Raw genomic sequence first — 17,734 nt, forward strand, 5'->3', positions numbered from 1 at the left:
CCGCACGGTGTGGACGTCGCCCGCACCGCCACACCGAGGGGAACCCGCCATGAGCTACGCGACCGTCGACGACCTGCGCATGTACTACGAGGAGCACGGCACCGCCGAGGGCCGGCCGCTCGTCCTGCTCCACGGCGCGCTCTCCGCGATCGGCACCTCGTTCGGCGCCCTCCTGCCACTGCTGGCGAGGACGAGGCGGGTCGTCGCCGTCGAGTTCCAGGCGCACGGCCGTACCGCCGACGCCGACCGGCCGCTGACGTACGAGAGGTTCGCCGCCGACGTCGTCGGCCTGCTCGACCACCTGGGCGTCGACGTCGCCGACGTACTCGGGTGGAGCATGGGCGCGGGCGTCGCCCTGCGGCTCGGCACCGACCACCCCGACCGCGTCGGCCGCCTCGTCCTGGCCTCGGGAAGCTTCGACGAGTCCGGCCTGCACCCCGGCCTGCTCGACGGCATCCAGGACCTGCGGCCCGAGCACCTGCGCGGCTCGCAGTTCCACGAGGAGTACCTGCGTACCGCCCCGGACCCGGCCGGATGGGCGAACCTGGTCGGCAAGGTGAAGCGGCTCGACGCCGACCCGCCGCGCTGGTCCGCCGACCAGATCCGCGCCCTCGCCGCCCCGACCATGGTCGTGCTCGCCGACTCCGACATCGTCGTGCCGGAGCACGCGGTGCGGATGTTCCGGCTGCTCGGCGGCGGCGTCGCCGGCGACCTGGTGGGGTTGCCGCGGTGCCGGCTGGCGGTGCTGCCCGGCACCACGCACACGAGCCTGCCGCAGCGGGCCGAGTGGCTGGCCCCGATGGTCGACGAGTTCCTCGACGCGTAGGCCGGCCGGCGCCGGACCGGTGCCGCAACGCACTGGTCGGGCGCTGTTACCGTCGACCGCGATGACTGCCCACGAGCGGCCCTACCGGCCCGCGCCCGACGCGGCGATGCTGGTCGGCGCCGTCGCCGCCCTCGCCGGCTACCTGCTGCCGTGGTTCAAGGTCGGCCCGTCGTACCTGTGGTGGTACTCGGGATGGGAGTACGCGACCCTGAGCACCGGCGGCGGGTGGACGCTGCTGACGATCCCCTTCCTCGCCGGGGCGGTCGTGGCCAGCCTGTGGGCCGGCCGCTCGGTGGCGGCGGCGATGACGGCGGTGACCGCCGGGGTCGCCGGCATGTTCCTCGCGCTCGCCGTGGTCGCGGTCAGCCTCGGGGCGATGCCCGAGCGGAGCAGCAGCAACTGGGTCGGCGAGCTGCCGTTCGGGCCCGGGCTGCCGCTGATGGCGCTCGGCTTCGGCCTGCTGTTCGCCGCCGTCCTGCGCGGCCGCCCGCTCCCGCCGCCGGACCCTCCGCCGGAACGCCCCGCCACGCCGCCCGGCGGTTAATCCGTCGAACCCACGGGGTCGGGTTTGTACGGTGCCGGCATGTCTTCGTCATTACGGCTGGAGAAGGTCACCCCGGACAACGTCGAGGCGGCCTGCCGCCTGGCGATCCGGCCCGAGCAGGAGCGTTTCGTCGAGCCGGTCGCCTGGTCGCTGGCCGAGGCGTACGCGCGCCCCGAGGTCGCCTGGCCCCGGCTGGTCTACGACGGCGACCGGCTCGTCGGCTTCGTGATGGGATTCCTCGCCGTCAGGTGGACCCCGGACGACCCGGGCGACGTCCGGTCCGGCATCTGGCGGCTGAACATCGCCGCCGAACACCAGGGCCGGGGATACGGCCGCTTCGCCGTCGGCGCGGTGTGCGACGAGGTACGCCGGCGCGGCGCGGACCGGGCGACGGTGACCTGGGAGCCGGGCGAGTCCGGGCCGGAGGGGTTCTACCTGCGGCTCGGCTTCCGCCCGACGGGGGAGACCAGCGGCGGACAGACCGTCGGCGAGCTGCCCCTGACCGGACGCTGACTCCCGGCGGCTCAGCCGGGCAGCCGCAGCAGCCGGGCGCCGGTGTGCCACAGCACGTCGCGCATCCAGCCGTCGCCGAGATCCAGCCGGGCCAGCGCCGCGAGCTGGTGCGCGTACGGGTAGGGGATGTTGGGGAAGTCGCTGCCGAGCGCGACGCGGTGGCCGAGACCGGCGAGCCGGTCGACGTACCGGCGCGGCAGCGGGGCGAACCGGTCGCTGAAGTCGGTGCCGGCCATCGTGGTGTCGAGGTGGACGTTCGGGTACGCCTCGACGAGGTCGGCGAACCCGTCGTACTCGGGCATGCCGAGGTGGGCGATCACCAGCGTGAGCCGCGGGTGGTCGGCGAGCAGCCGGCGTACGGGCGCGGTGCCGGTGTGCTCGCCGGCCAGCGGCGCGGAGCCGGCGTGGATCACGACCGGGACCCCGGCCGCCTCGAGCAGGCTCCAGGCGTCGCCGAGGCGCGGGTCGTCCGGGGCGAACCGGCCCACCTGGACGTGCACCTTGAACAGTCGCGCCCCACGCCGCAGCGCGTCGCGAACGACGTCGGTGACGTCCGGCTCGGGGTAGAAGGTGGCGCAGTGCAGCCCGCCGGGGACCCGGCCGGCGAAGTCCGCGGCCCAGTCGTTGAGCCAGCGCGCCATGCCGGGCTTGTGCGCGTACGACAGGGCGGGGATCGCGTGCAGGCCGAGGGCGCGCAGCCGGCGCAGACGGTCGGCCTCGTCGGTGCGGTAGTGGATCGGCCACGGCAGGCCGTAGTTCCGCTCGGCCCGGTCGAAGTACGCCCACACCTTGCGCAGCATCGGCTCGGGCAGGAAGTGCACGTGCACGTCGGCCAGCCCGGGCAGGCCGAGTCCGCGCACGTAGCCGGGCACGTCGGCGTCGGTGCGTGGACCGGGCGTCGTCACCGGCGCTCTCCCTTCCCGAGTGCCCGCCGGCGTCGCGGGCGTCCCTGGACCCTAGCCCCCGGACGGGGCACACGGCCGGGTCCCGGGCGGTCCGCAACGGACCTGCCGACACCCCGGACCGCCCCACCCCCCGGATGGGGTTCCCGACGCCCCCGGCATCCGGAGACCGCCGCGACCGTGGGAGGCAGCGGGTGGGCGAGGTCAGGGTGGGCGACGACCACGGGCCGGCGGTGCGGCCCCGGACGGGATGACGGCGAAGTGTCGGAAGCGGCGTGGCTGGTCTGCTGGGAGTGCCGGGTGACCCTCTGCCTGGGCAAGGCGGTGAAGGAGGAGCACTCCGATCGCGTCACCGTGTACGTGACCCCGGCGGGGGTGGGTTCGGTGGATCCGGTTCGGACCAGGGCGCTCTGGCGGATGATGGCGGACCACGTCGGCCACCCGCTGGAGGTGGTCCGTGAGTGCAGCCGGCGGTTCGACGATGTCGGCGAACTGGACGAGAACGGCGACGACGTCTACGCGGACATCGACGCGGAGGAGTTCGCCCTGGACCATGCCGGTTAGCCTGTCGGGCCGCGTCCGCTCACCGTGCCCCTCTCGCGCCGGCGGGGCTGCCGGCGGGACTGAGTGCCGGCTAAGGTCGGCTGGATCGACGGCGATGCGACGGGAGGCGTGATCGTGGCTCAGGACAGCGGTGCGGTGGCGGCGCGGGACACCACAGTGGACGACTCCGGTGATCGGGACGTCCGGGCCGATCGCGAGATCGCCCCGCCCGGCGTCGACATCACGGTGGCCCACTCGGCCCGGATGTACGACTGGTGGCTCGGCGGCACCGACAACTTCGCGGTCGACCGGGCGGTCGGCGCCGCCTTCGCCGAGGCGATCCCGGACATCCGCACGATGGCCCGGGAGAACCGCCGGTTCCTCGACCGGGTCGTCGACCACCTGGTGCGCGAGGCCGGCGTACGGCAGTTCCTCGACATCGGCAGCGGCATCCCGACCAGCCCCAACCTGCACGAGGTCGCCCAGCGGAACGTCCCCGACGCCCGGGTGGTCTACGTCGACAACGACCCGATCGTGCTCGCCCACTCCCGGGCGCTGATCGGCGACGCCGGTGCCGGTGCGACCGAATACATCCACGCCGACCTGCGCGACCCGGCGTCGATCCTGGCCGACCCGGTGCTGGCCCGCACCCTCGACCTGGACCGGCCGGTGGCCCTGATGCTGGTCGCGATGCTGATGCTGATCGCCGACGAGGACGACCCGTGGGGCACGTCCCGGGAGTTGATGGACGCCCTGCCGCCCGGCAGCTACGTCGTCGTCACCCACCCCGGCCAGGACTTCGACCCGGCGGCGATGGCGAAGGTGGTCGAGGCGGCCGGCCGCGGCGGCATGACCCTGGTGCCCCGCACCCGCACCGAGGTGGAGCGGTTCTTCGGCGACTGGGAACTCGTGGAGCCCGGCGTGGTGCCGGTGCTGGCGTGGCGGCCGGACGGCCCACCGCCGGCCGACCCGAACGCCGCCTACTACTGGGCCGGGGTCGCCCGCAAGCCCGGCTGAGCGCCGGGACTCCCGGGTTCGCCGGCCGGCGAACCTGGGAGTTTCCTGTCACCCGCCCGGTGGTGGGATTCAGCCGGCCCGCGAGTGGAGATGTTCCGGGGCATACCGATCGCACCCGACCGGAAGGCCCCACCGGATGGCAAGTCCCGCCGCACCAGCCCCGTCGCCCGGTCCCGTCGCGCCCGGAGCGGCCCGATGAGGGCGCGGCCGCGTTTCCCGGTCGAGCCGTGGCAGGTCCGCGAACCCGACCTGGACCTGGACTGGCTGGCCGAGGCCGAGTCGACGTTCGCGCTGTCGAACGGGCACGTCGGCCTGCGCGGCAACCTCGACGAGGGCGATCCGGCCGGCGTGCCGGGCACCTACCTCAACTCGCTGTACGAGGAGTACGACCTCGACTATCCGGAGAGCGGCTACGCCTTCCCCGAGCGGGGCCAGACCGTCGTCAACGCGCCGAACGGCAAGCTGATCCGGCTGTACGTGGACGAGGTGCCGTTCGACGTACGCACCGGGACGTTGTCGCACCACGAACGGGTCCTCGACCTGCGGGCCGGCACGCTGCGGCGGACCGTGGAGTGGGTCAGCCCGGCCGGTGCGGCGGTCCGGCTGCGCAGCACCCGGCTGGTGTCGCTGACCCGGCCGGCGGTGGCGGCGATCGACTACGAGGTGACCGCCGTCGACCACCCGGTCCGGCTGCGGATCGAGTCGGACCTGCTCGCCGACGAGGACACCCCGGGGGACCGCGACGACCCGCGGGCCGCGACCGCGCTCACCGCGCCGCTGAGCGCCGTACGGCACCGGGCCGGGCGCACCGGCGGGCTGCTGGCGCACCGTACGCGGCGCAGCCGGTTGCCGGTCGTGTCGGCCGTCGACCACGACGTCACCGGCCCGGACGGCGTGACCTGCACGTCGACGGCGCGGCCGGACCTGGTGCGTACGACGGTCACCGCCGACCTGCCGGTCGGCGGCACGCTGCGGATCCGCAAACTGATCGGGTACGCGTGGGCCACCACCGCGGTGGACGGGACGGCGCCGGTCGACGCGCTGTGTGCCGAGGCCACCGCGGCGGTCGACGACGCGCGCCGGGCCGGCTGGGACGCGCTGGCCGCCGAGCAGCGGGCCCGGCTCGACGACTTCTGGGACCTCGCCGACGTCGAACTCGACGGCGACCCGGAGGTGCAGCAGGCGGTCCGGTTCGACCTGTTCCACGTGCTGCAGTCCGGCGCCCGGGCCGGCGTCGCCCCGATCCCCGCCAAGGGCCTGACCGGCAACGGCTACGACGGCCACGTGCTGTGGGACACCGAGAGTTTCGTGCTGCCGGTGCTGACGTACACCGTCCCGGACGCGGTCCGGGACGCGCTGCGGTGGCGGCACGCCAACCTGCCGACCGCCCGTGAGCGGGCGCGCGAACTGCGGCTGGCCGGGGCCGCGTTCCCGTGGCGGACCATCGGCGGCCCGGAATGCTCCGGCTACTGGCCCGCCGGCACCGCCGCGCTGCACATCAACGCCGACATCGCCGACGCGGTGCTGCGCTACGTCGCCGCGACCGGCGACACCGGGTTCGCGCGCGGGCCCGGCCTCGAACTGCTGGTGGAGACGGCCCGGCTGTGGCGGCACGTCGGCCGCTACGACGACGAGGGCGGCTTCCACCTCGACGGGGTGACCGGACCCGACGAGTACACCGCGGTCGTCAACGACAACCTGTTCACCAACGTCATGGCCCGCCGCAACCTGCGGGCCGCGGCCGACGCCGCCGACCGGTATCCGGACCGGGCCGCCGACCTCGGCGTCGACCGGCACGAGACGGCCGCCTGGCGGGCCGCGGCGGCGGCGACCCACCTGCCGTACGACGACAAGCTCGGCGTGCACGAGCAGGCGGCCGGGTTCACCCGGCTCGCCGAGTGGGACTTCGCCGGCACCGGCGCCGACGACTATCCGCTGCTGCTGCACTACCCGTACTTCGAGCTGTACCGCAAGCAGGTGGTGAAGCAGGCCGACGTGGTCCTCGCGATGCTGTGCTGCGGCGAGTCGTTCACGCCCGAGGAGAAGGCCCGCAACTTCGCCTACTACGAGCAGCGCACCGTACGCGACTCCTCGCTGTCGGCGTCCAGCCAGGCGGTACTGGCGGCGGAGGTGGGGCACCTCGAACTCGCCCACGACTACCTGGCCGAGTCGGCGTTGCAGGACCTGCGCAACCTCGGCGACAAGACCGGCGACGGGCTGCACGTGGCGTCGCTGGCCGGGGCGTGGACGGCGGTGGTGATGGGTTTCGGCGGCCTGCGCGACCACGACGGCACCCTGTCGTTCGCGCCCCGGCTGCCCAGTCACCTGCCGGCGCTGCGGTTCTCGATCGCCTGGCGTGGGCTGCGGCTGCGGGTGGCGGTCACCGCCGGCACCGGCCCCGGCAGCCCCGCCGGCTCGGTGACGTACCGCCTCGACGGCGGCGGGCCGGCCGCGTCGGTCGACCTGTGCCACCACGGGGAGCCGCTCACGGTGACCGGCGCCGCGCCGGTGACCCGGCCGGTGCCGCCGCTGGCCGACCCGGGCGCCGAGCCGCCCGCCCCGGCCGGCCGGGCCCCGACCCGCCGCCGCGACACCCTCGACCACCTCGCCGCGGTGGATCGAGGCGGCGCGGTGGATCGAGGCGGCGCGGATTAGGGGTCGCAGCGGATCGAGGGTGCGCGGCGGATCGGGGGATTGAACCGGTCCGGACAGGAAAGGAAGAAGATCAACCGCGGTGCGTCCGGCACCGCCCGGCGAGACGAGGAGATCCGGAGCATGCCCGACCAGTTCACCCGGCAGGACCCGCGCACCCAGTACCCCCGGCCGCAGGCGCAGGGCGCCGAACAGCAGTCCGCACCCGGCTCCGACGAGGCGATGCGGCTGGAGGCCGACCACGGCGAGGAGACGTACCGCGGCTGCGGCCGGCTGACCGACCGCAAGGCGATCGTCACCGGCGCCGACTCGGGAATCGGCCGGGCCGTCGCGCTCGCGTTCGCCCGGGAGGGCGCCGACGTGCTGCTGTCGTACCTGCCCGAGGAGGAGGACGACGCGAAGCGGACGGTGGAACTGGTCGAGGCCGCCGGCCGGCGCGCGGTACCGGTCCCCGGCGACGTACGCGACGAGGCGCACTGCGGCCGGCTCGTCGAGCGGGCCGTCGAGGAGTTCGGCGGCGTCGACATCCTGGTCAACAACGCCGCCTACCAGATGTCGGTCGACGGGATCGCGGAACTGTCCACCGAACAGTTCGACCGGGTCTTCAAGACCAACGTGTACGCCATGTTCTGGCTGTGCCGCGCCGCGCTGCCACACATGCCGCCCGGCGCCACGATCATCAACACGTCGTCGATCCAGGGCTTCGAACCGTCGCCGAACCTGCTCGACTACGCCTCCACCAAGGCGGCGATCGTGAACTTCACCAGGGCGCTGGCCAAGGAGGTCATCGGCCAGGGCGTACGGGTCAACTCGGTGGCGCCCGGTCCGGTGTGGACGCCGCTGATCCCGGCGACGATGCCGCCGGACAAGGTGGCGTCGTTCGGCGAGCAGACCCCGCTCGGCCGGGCCGCGCAGCCGGCCGAGCTGGCGCCGGCGTACGTCTTCCTCGCCTCGCAGGAGTCCAGCTACATCACCGCCGAGACCCTGGCCGTGACCGGCGGCCGCGTAGCAGGCTGACCGCCCCGGCCCCGGCTTGCCGTGCCGGCGTCGGCTTGCCGCGTTGATCAAGGAGTTGTCGCGCGACATACCGTGCGGACCGGGCACGGTTTCTCCGTGATCGGCCGGCGCTCCACCTATGGCCGGGCGGTCAGTCCGGGGCGTCGGGGTGGCGGTCCGGGGGAGGGGTCGGCAGCAGCGGGCCGCCGAGCAGGTCGACCAGCCGGTTCTTGCGCCGGGTCCACTGTCTCGCCCGTACGGTGGCCCGGCGCCGCCGATCCGGCCGGTCGCGGTAGAACCGCCGGGCCCACGGGCTGTCGGGCGCGGCCAGCCGGATCGCGCCCAGCAGCCCGGCCAGCGACACGGCCACGCTGAGCAGCGCCAGCCACGGCTTGCCCTTCAGCGCGGTGACGACGCTCAGGCTCAGGTTGACCACGACACCCGCCACGGCGAGCCAGCGGGCCGAGGCCTCCGCGTCGCTGATGCCGGAAAGCCCGAAGGGGACGGTACCGACCAGGAGCATGCCGGTGCCGGCGACGGCGACCAGGACCGCGTCGATCGAGGTCCGGCCCTGCCGCGTCCAGTAGACGTCCTCGAGGTGCAGCAGCAGCGCGAACTCGTCGAGCACCAGCCCCGCACCGACCCCGAAGGCGAACGCGAGCAGGTCGCGGGCCGGCCCGTCGGTGCGTACGGCGAAGCCGACGGTGCCCGCCACCAGCATGATCAGTACGCCGAACAGTTCGTGGTGCAGGTGCACCCCGCCGGCCGACACGTTGCCGGGCCACCAGCGGACCTGGGCGCGGATCAGCCGGGTGCTGGTGCGGATGAAGGCGAAGCCGAGGACGAGTCCGACGAGCAGCAGGAGGACGGCCTGCTTGCCGGGCGCGACGATCTGCTCCTGGTAACTGTGGGTCAGCCAGGACCACGACCATGCCATTCACCCTTTATAGCCCTTTTGTCGCCGCGTACCGCGCTGCCCCGCCCTCGCCGCGGCCCGCTGCCTCTCGCCCGGGCGGCGCCGCCCGCCGATGAGGCTCGATCGAGGACAAAGCATGCCCGACTCGCACTATATGTCGCGCAACGAGTCCTTGATCAACGCGTCGGCGGCCGCGCCGCCGGCCGTGCCGGCCGCCCGCGTCCCCGCCGGCCGCGCCGCCCACGCGGGCGGGGTCAGCGCGCGGCCGGCGCCAGGCCGGGGACGCGGGGGGTTTTGTGGCGGGCGGTGGGGCCGTCCGAGGTCACCAGGACCGGGGTGCCGAGATGCTGCTCCACCGCTGTCGGCCAGTCGGTCGGGGGCGGTTCGGCGTACACCGGGCGGCTGGTCAGCAGGCGGCGGGTCAGTGCCTCCTGGCGGGCCAGGTCGCCGGGCGGCCCGGGCACCAGCCGGTCGGTCCAGTCGTACCCGGCGCAGATCCTCGGCCGGTGCGTGCGCGCCACGTCCAGGTGGGTCAGCGCCAGCCCGTCGACACCGCCGGCGACCTCGATCGCGTACCGGTGGGCGACCGCGTCGAAGTGCCCGAACCGGAAGCGGCCCTGCCAGGCGTTGGTGTGGTTGTGCGGCTCGGCCGGCGCCAGCGCCGGGTCCTCGGTGACCAGCGGCCCCGGCCCGTGCCGTGGGGTGACGGTCCGCAGCACGCCGAGCCGGGTCGCCGTACCGGCCAGCCCGGCCTCGGCGAGCAGCGCCTCGGCGTTGGCGAACGTGGTCGTGCTCCACGTCGTGTACGGGTGGAACCCGTGCCACTCGTCGAGCAGCACCCCCTGGGCGCCCTCGAAGACGACGGTCCCGGCCCGCAGCAGCCGCCCGGTGAAGTCGCCGTCCACTACCGACACCTGCTCGGCGAAGGCGGTGAACGCGGCCACGCAGTCGTCGACCGGCGGCGCGTCGAGCGGCCCGACTTCGGCGGCGAGCCGGTCGCGCAGCGCCGCCAGGCGGGTACGCAGCCGGGCGGGGGACAGGCAGTCGGCGACCCTCGGCGCGTCGTCGGGGTACGCGAGGGCGTACGCCATCGTCTCGCCGACCCCCATCCCGCACGACCCGTGCCGGTCGCCGCCCCGGGCCAGCTCCCGGGCCCGGTTCGCGGCCCGGTGCCACGGGGTGGCGAGCAGCGCGTCCCGGTCGACGGTCAGCCGGGGAAGCGCGTCGGTCACCCCGAGGGCCGCCAGGTGGTCGGCCTCGCCGGCCAGCGCCAGCGGGTCGACCACCATGTGCCGGGACAGGTGGGTACGCACCCCGGGCCGGAACGTCCCCGACCCGAACTGCGCGAACGTGTGGTGCCGCCCGTCCGGCAGGACGACGGTGTGCGCCGCCTGCGCGCCGCCGTTGAAGCGGACCACCGCGTGGACCGGCCGGCTCGCGCACAGCCAGTCCACGACGGTGCCCTTGCCCGCGTCGCCGTACCCGAGGTCGACGACGATGACGTGCTCCACGGTGTGCTCCCTAGCTGCTGTTTGGTTCGTGCTGCGGTGCTCCGCTGCGCTGCGCTCCTCGCACTCACAGCCGGGTGACGCGGTCGGTGGTGCCGGTGCGGGCCGGCAGCGCCGAGCGGGTCGCCGGCGCGCGGTCGGCGCCGATGCGGACGAGGGCCTTCGACACCGTCGCCGCCGCATCCGAGCCGACCTCGCGCAGGTCGTCGAGCGCCTCGTCGAGGTCGACGGTGCCCTCGCCCAGCCCGACGGTCAGCGCGATCGTCTCGCACGCCGCGTCGAGGTCGTCGAGTTCGATCGCGTTCTGGCCGAGCAGGTCGCGCCAGAAGCCGAGCACCCGCGGGTCCTTTGCGTGCGAGCTGCCGGCCGGCAGCAGGAAGTAGGTGTCCCACTTCTGGCGCACCTCGTCGACGATGCCAGCCAGCGGCACGTTCTCGGCGATGCCCTCGCCCAGCACCGCCCGGACCTCGCGCCGCTTCACCTGCGGGTACGCCATCTCGTCGCCGATGATGAACAGGTAGCCGCGCCGGCCCCGCTTCTCGTGGCAGTCGATCGCGGTGTGCCGGGCCATGAAGTACATCGCCAGCTCGTACGACTCGGTCATCTGCCCGCCGCCGCCGCCTTCCAGCACCATGTTGCCGAGGTGCTCGTCCATCCGGTTGTCCGACTCGAACTGGCCGACCTGCAACGGCACCCGGTCGCAGGTGGCGTCGCCGATCGCGCCGAACATGATCTGCGGGTCGGTGGCGTAACCCTTGCGCAGCAGCAGGCCCAGCAGTTGCGGCAGCTTCTCCTGCAACACCCGGGGCACGTTGCGCATCGAGCCGGTGACGTCGAAGAGCACCGCGATCGCGACCGACTCGGGGTGTTCGGCGCTGTCCCGGCTCTCCCGTGCGGTCACCCCGCGCGGGTCGAGCGACGGGTGCACCGTACGGGCACCGCCGTCGCTGTAGGCGAAGGCGCTCTTGCCGCTGGCGCGGCGGTAGCTCTTGGCGGCGTCGTAGACGTCGGTGGACCAGATTCCGCTTCCCATCTCGGGCCTTCCTCTCTAGAGCGTGAACGGTCGGAACGTGCGGGGGCCGTAGAGGTCCGCCAGCACGTCGTCGAATTCGTCGAGCAGTCGCCAGGCGTCGTCGGGACGCTGGCGCGGGGACGGCAGGGTGCAGCCGGCGACGAACCGGCGCAGCGCCGGCGGGGCCAGGTCACCCATCAGGTGGGCCATGCACCGGCTGGCCATGGCGATGTCGGTGGCCGGGCCGGGGCGTTCCCGTCGGGTGACCTCGACCGGATACCAGTCGGCGTACGCCGGCACCAGCGCCGGTATCCGTTCGCCCTCGTCGCTGGCCGAGTAGCACCAGTCGACGAGGACGACGCCGTGCGCGTCCGGTTCGATCAGTACGTGTTCGGGCAGCACCGCGCCGTGCACGACACCGGCCCGGTGGGCCAGGCCGAGGGCGGTGAGCAGCCGTCGCCACATCCAGGCGGCGTCGCGGGCGTCGAGCCCGTCCGGGCGGCGGCGCCGGACCTCGGCGAGGCTGTGCAGGTTGCCGACGGCGGCGACGACGTTGACCCGGCGCTGGGTGCCGTCGGCGGTGTCGGTGTGCTGGAACGTGTCGACCAGCCGGGGCACGTACGGCAGGAACCGCGGGTCGCCGCGGTCGGCGAGCGCCCGCAGGGCCCGGGCCTCGCGGGCCATCAGGTCGTTGTTGGCCGGGTCGCGGGGCAGCTTGAGCAGCCGGTCGGCACCGACGTCGTAGAGGTCGGCGAGGTCGCCGCGGTGGGTCGGGCTCCCGGTGAGGCGGTAGCTGTCCCGGCGGGTCCGGATCACCACGCGCCGCCGGTCCTGCCACAGGCCGCTGAGCCGGACGAACGCCTCGGTGGCTGCATCCGGTCCGGTCCCGGCGGCCGGCCGCCGGTCGGGGTGCAGCACCCGGGCCAGGTCGCGGTAGCGGCGGGCCGGGTCGGCGTCGCCGAACAGGTCGTCGGCGTCGCGGGCCGACATGACCAGCCGGATCGCCTCGGCGACCGTCGTCATCGGACGGCCTCCTCTCGGGAGGGCCGCAGCAGCGCCGGGTGCAGCAGCCGGGCGTCGCCGGCCCGGTAGAGCCGGGCCCGTGGCCCGCCGCGCGCGCCACCGCGGTCGGTGGTCGCGCCGACGCTCTCCAGGAACCCGGGTACGGACAGCACCTTGCGGTGGAAGTTGCCGGCGTGCAGGGTGTCGCCCCAGACGGTCTCGTAGACCGCGCGCAGTTCGGCGATGGTGAACTCGGGGCCGACGAACCGGGTGGCCAGCGGCGTGTACTCCAGCTTGGAGCGGGCCCGGTCGAGGCCGTCGGCGACGATCCGGGCATGGTCGAAGGCCAGCTTCCGGGTGGTGCCGGGCCGCTGCCGGACCGGGCGGCCGGGCAGCGCGGCGGCGTCCGGCAGCCCGAGGCTGTCGACGGCCACCCAGGCCGCCTCGTCGGCGTCGGAGCCGGCCGCCGGGTCGGGCAGGTCGGGGGCGAAGGCGAGGTAGGCGACCGAGACGACCCGCATCCGCGGGTCCCGTCCCGGTGTGCCGTACGTGCCCAGCTGTTCCAGGTGGACCCGGCCGAGCCCGCCGGCCTGTACGCCGGTCTCCTCGGCCAGTTCGCGGCCGGCGCCGGTGGGCAGGTCCTCGTCGGGGTGGACGAAGCCGCCCGGCAGGGCCCAGTGTCCGGCGTACGGCGGGGCGGCCCGGCGTACGAGCAGCAGGTGCAGCCGTCCGTCGCGGATCGTGAACGCGACGACGTCGACGGTCACCGCGACCGGCGGGTAGGCGCGCGGGTCGTACGCGGCGAGGAAGTCCTCTTCGGTCATCGGGCGTCCTTTCCGGTCGGGCGGTACGTCGAGAACGTTACTCTCACTCTGAGTTTTTCTCAACCCGTGAATAACCCTGATCACAGTGGACGACTGCAAAACTGCCCGGCTCGCGCTGCAAGTTCCGGAGTCGCGCCGTAGGGTGGAAGTGGCGCTATTCGGACGCAACCCGGCAATTCGACGGCCGGGCTGGCCGATTAGCGCTAATTTCACCTCAAATTTCCTGCAATTCCGTCTTATTGACGCATATATTTCTGCCTGCCTACGGTGAATGCGAAGGTCCCGTTCGGATCGTGGACCTTCATCCCACGCACGAAGGCAGTGCGGCGGTGGCCCGACGGCCCGCCGCCGCACCGGCGACCCCGCGTCGCCGGGACCCAGGCAGAGGAGAACCCATGCACACCACGCAACCCACCACCCGGCACCGCAGATCCCTCCCGGTGCTCCTCGGCGCGTCACTCGCCGCGGCGACGCTCACCCTCGGTGCGGGAGCGATCGCGAACGCCGGCCCGGCGCCCGACCGCGTCGAGGCTCTCGACGCACCCGGACTCGTGGGCTGGGCGACCGAGAACGGCGGCACGACCGGCGGCGCGGGCGGCCCGACCGTGACCGTCACCGACGAGGCCGGCCTCGCCGACGCCGTACAGCAGGACGGGCCGGCGATCGTCCAGGTGAGCGGCACCATCAACCTGTCCGACATGGTCCGGGTCGGCTCCGACAAGACCATCACCGGCGGCGGCACCATCACCGGCAACGGCTTCACCCTGCGCGAGTCGCACAACGTCATCATCCAGGGCCTGTACTTCGACGACTGGGACGACGACGCGATCAACGTGGAGACCGAGTCGACCAACGTGTGGATCGACCACAACACGTTCGGCGTCGGCTACGACGGTGCCGTCGACGTCAAGCGCGGTTCCGACTTCGTCACCATCTCGTGGAACCACGTACGCGGCCACGACAAGACCATGCTGCTCGGCCACAGCGACGACAACGGCGGCCAGGACATCGGCCACCTGCGGGTGACCTACCACCACAACTGGTTCGACGGCACCGAGCAGCGCAACCCACGGGTGCGGTTCGGCAATCCGGTCCACGTGTTCAACAACTACTACGCCTCGGTCGGCGGGTACGGCGTCGCGTCCACCGAGGACGCCGGGGTGCTCGTCGAGGGCAACTTCTTCGAGGACACCGACGACCCGTTCCACCTCGGTGAGGGCTCGTCCGGGCCGGGCACGCTGGTCGCCCGGGACAACCACTTCGTCAACTCGGGCGAGGGCGAGCAGGGCGGTAGCGTCGCCGCGATTCCGTACGCCTACACCCTCGACCCCGCCGCCGAGGTGAAGTCGATCGTCAGCGCGGGCGCCGGGGCGGGCAACCTCTGACCCGCAATCCCCCGTCGTCGCGGCATCCCGTCCCCGGGGTGCCGCGCCGGGGCGTCCGGCGGGGTCAGCGCGGGCGCTGGGCGCAGGTGGCGGCGTGCTCGACCTGCCAGCGGTAGAGGGCCTCCTTGACCCGGATCGACTCGCTCGTCGCCTCGGCCAGCTCGCGCTCCAGGCGGAGCATCTGGTCGGCGACCTGGTGCAGGAAGGCGCGTACCTCGTCGGGGTTGAGGCCGCCGCCGCGGCGGGGCGCCGGTCCGAAAGCGGCGTCGCGGATCTGCTGATGGCCCATCCGCGCCGGTCGTTCCGCTGTGGACCAGTCGTCTGTCCGCATCCGCTCTGCCTCCGGTGGTCGGTTGTCGTGGCCGTACGAGCGACACCACTCTATGTGCCTGGTAACGGTTGTGGAATGCCCCCGATCCGTTCCGTAACCGGTATGCGACCTGCGGCGTTGCCGGCCAGATCCCGGCGTCCGGCGGTCACCCGGCGCCGGACCCGTTGCGCCGCAAGGCTTCCCGTCGCCCGGGCGGCCGGGGGAGTCGGGCACCGATCGGTGGTGATCACGCCACCGTCGCGGGTATCCGAGGGGAGCGCCGAACCGGCGGGAGGTGGTTCGAATGTGGCAAAACGTACGAAACCTCGCAATAACCGGTATAGCCGCGATAGTGCTGTCAATCCCCGTACCCGCGCCGGCCGCGCCGCCATCCGGCCACCCGCCGACCGGCGGCGCCGCCCCGACGGCCGTCACCGGACCCGCCGGTGAACGTGACCGTCCCGCCCGGCACGACGCCCGCTACCTGCGCGCCGCCCACCAGGCCAACCTGGCCGGGATCGAGGCCGGCCAGCTGGCCGGCACCAAGGACGTCGCACCCCAGATCGCCGACCTCGGCGCGCAGTTCGTCGCCGACAACACCCAGCTCGACGTGGAACTGCGCCGGACCGCCGCCGCCGTCGGCGTCGAACTGCCGGACAGGTTGAACCGCGACCAGCAGGTGGTCCTGGGCCGACTGCGCGACGCCGACGGCGACCGGTTCGAGCGGCTCTTCATCGCGTCCGAGGCGTCAGCCCACAAACGCGCCATCCGCCGCAACAAGACCGAACTGGACAGAGGGACCGAAGCAGAGGCCAAGCGGTACGCCCAGGAGTCGACGCCGATCCTCCAGACCCACTACGACGACCTGCGTGCCGTCGCGACCGAACTCGGCCTGCCCCGGCCGGGCTGACCGCCACCGGACCCGGTGGGTCGCGGCGACACGGCCGTCCGGTCCTGCGTACGGTAGGCGGAAACCTGGAAGGGGAGCGGCTTTGGGACGTACCGCGCTGGTGACCGGTGGGACCGGCGGGCTCGGCACCGCGGTCACCGCCGCCCTGCTCGCCGACGGCTGGCGGGTCGTCGTGCCGTGGCTGGTCGAGGACGAACGCGACCGGCTCGAACCACACCCCGACCTCGTCCTGGTCGAGGCCGACCTGTTCGACACCGACGCCGTACGCCGCTGCGTGGCACTGGCCGCCGGAACGCAGGCGGCACCGCTGCGCGCGGTCGTCAACCTCGTCGGCGGCTTCGCGATGGGCGGCCGGGTGCACGAGACCGGCGTCGAGGAGTTCGAGGCGCAGCTGCGGCTCAACCTGCGGCCGACGTACCTGGTCTGCCAGGCGGCGCTGCCGCACCTCGTCGCGGCCGGCGGCGGGTCGGTCGTCTGCGTGTCGAGCCGGGCCGCGACCCGGCCGTTCGCCGGCGCGGCCGGCTACATCACGGCGAAGTCGGCGGTGCTCGGCTTCGTCGGCGCGCTCGCCGCCGAGTACGGCCGGGACGGGGTGCGCGCCAACGCGGTCGTGCCCGGCACCATCGACACGCCCGGCAACCGGGCCAGCCAGCCCGACGCCGACCGGCGTGGGTGGGTCGACCCGGCCGAGATCGCGAAGGTGGTCCGGCACCTGTGCGGCCCGGAGTCGGCGGTCGTCAACGGCGCCCAGATCCCGGTGCACGGCCTGACCTGATTCCTGATTCCAGGCCGCTCGCGCGGCGGCACCTGATTCCCGGCCCCGATCCGATCCCGGCCCGACCGGGGCCGTGGTCCGCCAGACCGCCGGGCCCGGGTCAGGGGCCGCCGTCGAGCAGGGTGTGCCCCAGCGGCGCCAGGGTGTGCCGGACCGTGTTGCCCTGCCGGGTGCTGACCACCAGGCCGGCGTCGCGCAAGACGGTCAGGTGTTCGCTGGCGGCCGGTGCCGAGATGCCGAGCCGCCCGGCCACCGTTCCGGTCGACGGGCCGTCGGCGGCCAGTTCCAGCACCGCGGCCCGGGTCCGGCCGAGCAGCGCCGAAAGCGAGGCCCGGCCCGCCTCGCCGGCGACCCGGGCCGACCGTTCGACGGGATAGACCAGGACCGGCGGCAGGTTGGGGTCGACCAGCGCCATCGGCCGGCTGGCCGCCTTGAAGTAGCTCGGCACCAGCACCAGTCCGCGGCCGTCGAGGTGCAGGTCGCGGTCTGCCCGGTAGTTGGCGATCTCGAGGACCCCGTCGGTGAACCGGGCGGCCGGGTGCAGACCGTTGAGCAGCGCGACGGCGCCGCCGTCGAGCACGGTGCGGGCGCGCAGGGCCCGGTCGGCGTCGAACGAGGCCCGGATCCGGTCCCACATCGGTGCCACGGCGACGTCGTGGTAGCGGCGCAGCGCCCGGCCGAGGGTCCGCAGCGCGGCCGGGTCGCCGTCGCCGATGCGTAGCGCGGCCGGGTCGAGCCGGTGCCGGTCGGTGCCGAGCAGCGCGATCTCGGCGCGCAGCCGGTCGCGCGGGGTGTCGAGCAGGGCCTGCAACCCGGCCTCGAACCCGTCGGCGGCCTCGGCCGGGGTGAGGAAGTCGGGGAAGTAGCCGGTCGGCGGGTTGAGGGCCAGCGCCGGCGAGATCTCGTGCCGCAGGGTGGTGTCGGGTCGCAGCCGGTGGGCGAGGTCGGCCTTCCAGCCGGCGAGCAGCGGCGGGGAGCCGCGCCGGCGCAGGTGGTGCATGCTCAGCGTCAGCTCCCACAGCGGGTCCGGGGCGGTGGCGACCCGGGTGCGGTTCAGGTCGGCCACCGTGAAGTGGATTCTGAGCATCTGCACTCCTGG

The 17,734-nt window shown here is 73.8% G+C and carries 18 protein-coding genes; 10 read left to right on the forward strand and 8 right to left on the reverse strand.

The features are described 5' to 3' along the window. Window positions 1-49 precede the first annotated feature (49 nt). From AB0M79_RS29505 to AB0M79_RS29515, 3 genes are all read left to right on the forward strand, one after another. Window positions 50-826 (forward strand): alpha/beta fold hydrolase, encoded by a 777-nt coding sequence (locus tag AB0M79_RS29505; RefSeq protein WP_364219844.1) that lies wholly within the window; start codon window positions 50-52, stop codon window positions 824-826. Between the two features lie 61 nt (window positions 827-887). Then, window positions 888-1,370, forward strand: a complete 483-nt coding sequence (locus AB0M79_RS29510; protein ID WP_364219847.1) for a hypothetical protein — start codon at window positions 888-890, stop codon at window positions 1,368-1,370. Between the two features lie 39 nt (window positions 1,371-1,409). After that, complete coding sequence (locus AB0M79_RS29515) at window positions 1,410-1,883, forward strand: GNAT family N-acetyltransferase (protein WP_364219850.1); 474 nt, start codon at window positions 1,410-1,412, stop codon at window positions 1,881-1,883. An 11-nt stretch (window positions 1,884-1,894) separates the two neighbouring features. Here the strand turns inward: AB0M79_RS29515 and AB0M79_RS29520 are convergent, their stop codons facing one another. Further along, complete coding sequence (locus AB0M79_RS29520; protein WP_364219853.1) at window positions 1,895-2,788, reverse strand: amidohydrolase family protein; 894 nt, start codon at window positions 2,786-2,788, stop codon at window positions 1,895-1,897. 258 nt (window positions 2,789-3,046) lie between these two features. On the opposite strand from AB0M79_RS29520, the gene AB0M79_RS29525 reads away from it, so the two are divergent. The 4 genes from AB0M79_RS29525 to AB0M79_RS29540 all read left to right on the forward strand — a co-directional run bounded on the left by AB0M79_RS29525 (window position 3,047) and on the right by AB0M79_RS29540 (window position 8,014). Beyond that, window positions 3,047-3,349 (forward strand): hypothetical protein, encoded by a 303-nt coding sequence (locus AB0M79_RS29525; RefSeq protein ID WP_364219856.1) that lies wholly within the window; start codon window positions 3,047-3,049, stop codon window positions 3,347-3,349. Between the two features lie 198 nt (window positions 3,350-3,547). Further along, a complete protein-coding gene (locus AB0M79_RS29530; protein WP_364220046.1) occupies window positions 3,548-4,345 on the forward strand; it encodes an SAM-dependent methyltransferase in 798 nt (265 codons plus the stop codon). A 195-nt stretch (window positions 4,346-4,540) separates the two neighbouring features. After that, window positions 4,541-7,000, forward strand: a complete 2,460-nt coding sequence (locus tag AB0M79_RS29535; protein ID WP_364219859.1) for a glycosyl hydrolase family 65 protein — start codon at window positions 4,541-4,543, stop codon at window positions 6,998-7,000. Window positions 7,001-7,120: 120 nt separating this feature from the next. Beyond that, complete coding sequence (locus AB0M79_RS29540; RefSeq protein WP_364219862.1) at window positions 7,121-8,014, forward strand: glucose 1-dehydrogenase; 894 nt, start codon at window positions 7,121-7,123, stop codon at window positions 8,012-8,014. 130 nt (window positions 8,015-8,144) lie between these two features. On the opposite strand, the gene AB0M79_RS29545 is transcribed toward AB0M79_RS29540, so the two are convergent. The 5 genes from AB0M79_RS29545 to AB0M79_RS29565 form a co-directional block, all read right to left on the reverse strand. Next, window positions 8,145-8,930, reverse strand: a complete 786-nt coding sequence (locus AB0M79_RS29545; protein ID WP_364219865.1) for a hypothetical protein — start codon at window positions 8,928-8,930, stop codon at window positions 8,145-8,147. Window positions 8,931-9,163: 233 nt separating this feature from the next. Then, window positions 9,164-10,420 carry an adenylosuccinate synthetase gene (locus tag AB0M79_RS29550; RefSeq protein ID WP_364219868.1) on the reverse strand — a complete coding sequence of 419 codons (1,257 nt, stop codon included), beginning with the start codon at window positions 10,418-10,420 and terminating at the stop codon, window positions 9,164-9,166. A gap of 64 nt (window positions 10,421-10,484) precedes the next feature. Further along, on the reverse strand, window positions 10,485-11,450 hold the full coding sequence (locus tag AB0M79_RS29555; RefSeq protein WP_364219871.1) for a hypothetical protein: 966 nt from the start codon (window positions 11,448-11,450) through the stop codon (window positions 10,485-10,487). A gap of 15 nt (window positions 11,451-11,465) precedes the next feature. Then, complete coding sequence (locus tag AB0M79_RS29560) at window positions 11,466-12,452, reverse strand: serine/threonine protein kinase (protein ID WP_364219874.1); 987 nt, start codon at window positions 12,450-12,452, stop codon at window positions 11,466-11,468. After that, on the reverse strand, window positions 12,449-13,255 hold the full coding sequence (locus AB0M79_RS29565; protein WP_364219877.1) for an NUDIX domain-containing protein: 807 nt from the start codon (window positions 13,253-13,255) through the stop codon (window positions 12,449-12,451). Before AB0M79_RS29565 ends, AB0M79_RS29560 begins: the two co-directional genes overlap by 4 nt. A gap of 395 nt (window positions 13,256-13,650) precedes the next feature. Here AB0M79_RS29565 and AB0M79_RS29570 point away from each other — a divergent pair, with 395 nt between their 5' ends. Further along, window positions 13,651-14,640 (forward strand): pectate lyase, encoded by a 990-nt coding sequence (locus AB0M79_RS29570; RefSeq protein WP_364219880.1) that lies wholly within the window; start codon window positions 13,651-13,653, stop codon window positions 14,638-14,640. Window positions 14,641-14,704: 64 nt separating this feature from the next. Here AB0M79_RS29570 and AB0M79_RS29575 read toward each other — a convergent pair whose 3' ends face one another. Beyond that, complete coding sequence (locus tag AB0M79_RS29575) at window positions 14,705-14,971, reverse strand: DivIVA domain-containing protein (protein ID WP_364219883.1); 267 nt, start codon at window positions 14,969-14,971, stop codon at window positions 14,705-14,707. Window positions 14,972-15,302: 331 nt separating this feature from the next. On the opposite strand from AB0M79_RS29575, the gene AB0M79_RS29580 reads away from it, so the two are divergent. Beyond that, window positions 15,303-15,860 (forward strand): DUF4142 domain-containing protein, encoded by a 558-nt coding sequence (locus tag AB0M79_RS29580; RefSeq protein ID WP_364219886.1) that lies wholly within the window; start codon window positions 15,303-15,305, stop codon window positions 15,858-15,860. Between the two features lie 82 nt (window positions 15,861-15,942). Next, window positions 15,943-16,635, forward strand: coding sequence for an SDR family NAD(P)-dependent oxidoreductase (locus tag AB0M79_RS29585; protein ID WP_364219889.1), 693 nt, complete (start codon window positions 15,943-15,945; stop codon window positions 16,633-16,635). A 100-nt stretch (window positions 16,636-16,735) separates the two neighbouring features. On the opposite strand, the gene AB0M79_RS29590 is transcribed toward AB0M79_RS29585, so the two are convergent. Beyond that, window positions 16,736-17,722 (reverse strand): helix-turn-helix domain-containing protein, encoded by a 987-nt coding sequence (locus AB0M79_RS29590; protein ID WP_364219892.1) that lies wholly within the window; start codon window positions 17,720-17,722, stop codon window positions 16,736-16,738. Window positions 17,723-17,734: the final 12 nt, after the last annotated feature.

Source organism: Polymorphospora sp. NPDC051019 (assembly GCF_040683055.1).
In the GTDB taxonomy this organism is placed as follows: domain Bacteria; phylum Actinomycetota; class Actinomycetes; order Mycobacteriales; family Micromonosporaceae; genus Polymorphospora; species Polymorphospora lycopeni.

Excerpts from the sequence above, each read along its gene's own strand:
- AB0M79_RS29535 (WP_364219859.1), top strand. The coding sequence starts at position 4,541 with ATGAGGGCGCGGCCGCGTTTCCCGGTCGAGCCGTGGCAGGTCCGCGAA.
- AB0M79_RS29575 (WP_364219883.1), bottom strand. The coding sequence starts at position 14,971 with ATGCGGACAGACGACTGGTCCACAGCGGAACGACCGGCGCGGATGGGC.
- AB0M79_RS29505 (WP_364219844.1), top strand. The coding sequence starts at position 50 with ATGAGCTACGCGACCGTCGACGACCTGCGCATGTACTACGAGGAGCAC.
- AB0M79_RS29560 (WP_364219874.1), bottom strand. The coding sequence starts at position 12,452 with ATGACGACGGTCGCCGAGGCGATCCGGCTGGTCATGTCGGCCCGCGAC.
- AB0M79_RS29555 (WP_364219871.1), bottom strand. The coding sequence starts at position 11,450 with ATGGGAAGCGGAATCTGGTCCACCGACGTCTACGACGCCGCCAAGAGC.
- AB0M79_RS29515 (WP_364219850.1), top strand. The coding sequence starts at position 1,410 with ATGTCTTCGTCATTACGGCTGGAGAAGGTCACCCCGGACAACGTCGAG.
- AB0M79_RS29545 (WP_364219865.1), bottom strand. The coding sequence starts at position 8,930 with ATGGCATGGTCGTGGTCCTGGCTGACCCACAGTTACCAGGAGCAGATC.
- AB0M79_RS29565 (WP_364219877.1), bottom strand. The coding sequence starts at position 13,255 with ATGACCGAAGAGGACTTCCTCGCCGCGTACGACCCGCGCGCCTACCCG.
- AB0M79_RS29540 (WP_364219862.1), top strand. The coding sequence starts at position 7,121 with ATGCCCGACCAGTTCACCCGGCAGGACCCGCGCACCCAGTACCCCCGG.
- AB0M79_RS29570 (WP_364219880.1), top strand. The coding sequence starts at position 13,651 with ATGCACACCACGCAACCCACCACCCGGCACCGCAGATCCCTCCCGGTG.
- AB0M79_RS29590 (WP_364219892.1), bottom strand. The coding sequence starts at position 17,722 with ATGCTCAGAATCCACTTCACGGTGGCCGACCTGAACCGCACCCGGGTC.
- AB0M79_RS29510 (WP_364219847.1), top strand. The coding sequence starts at position 888 with ATGACTGCCCACGAGCGGCCCTACCGGCCCGCGCCCGACGCGGCGATG.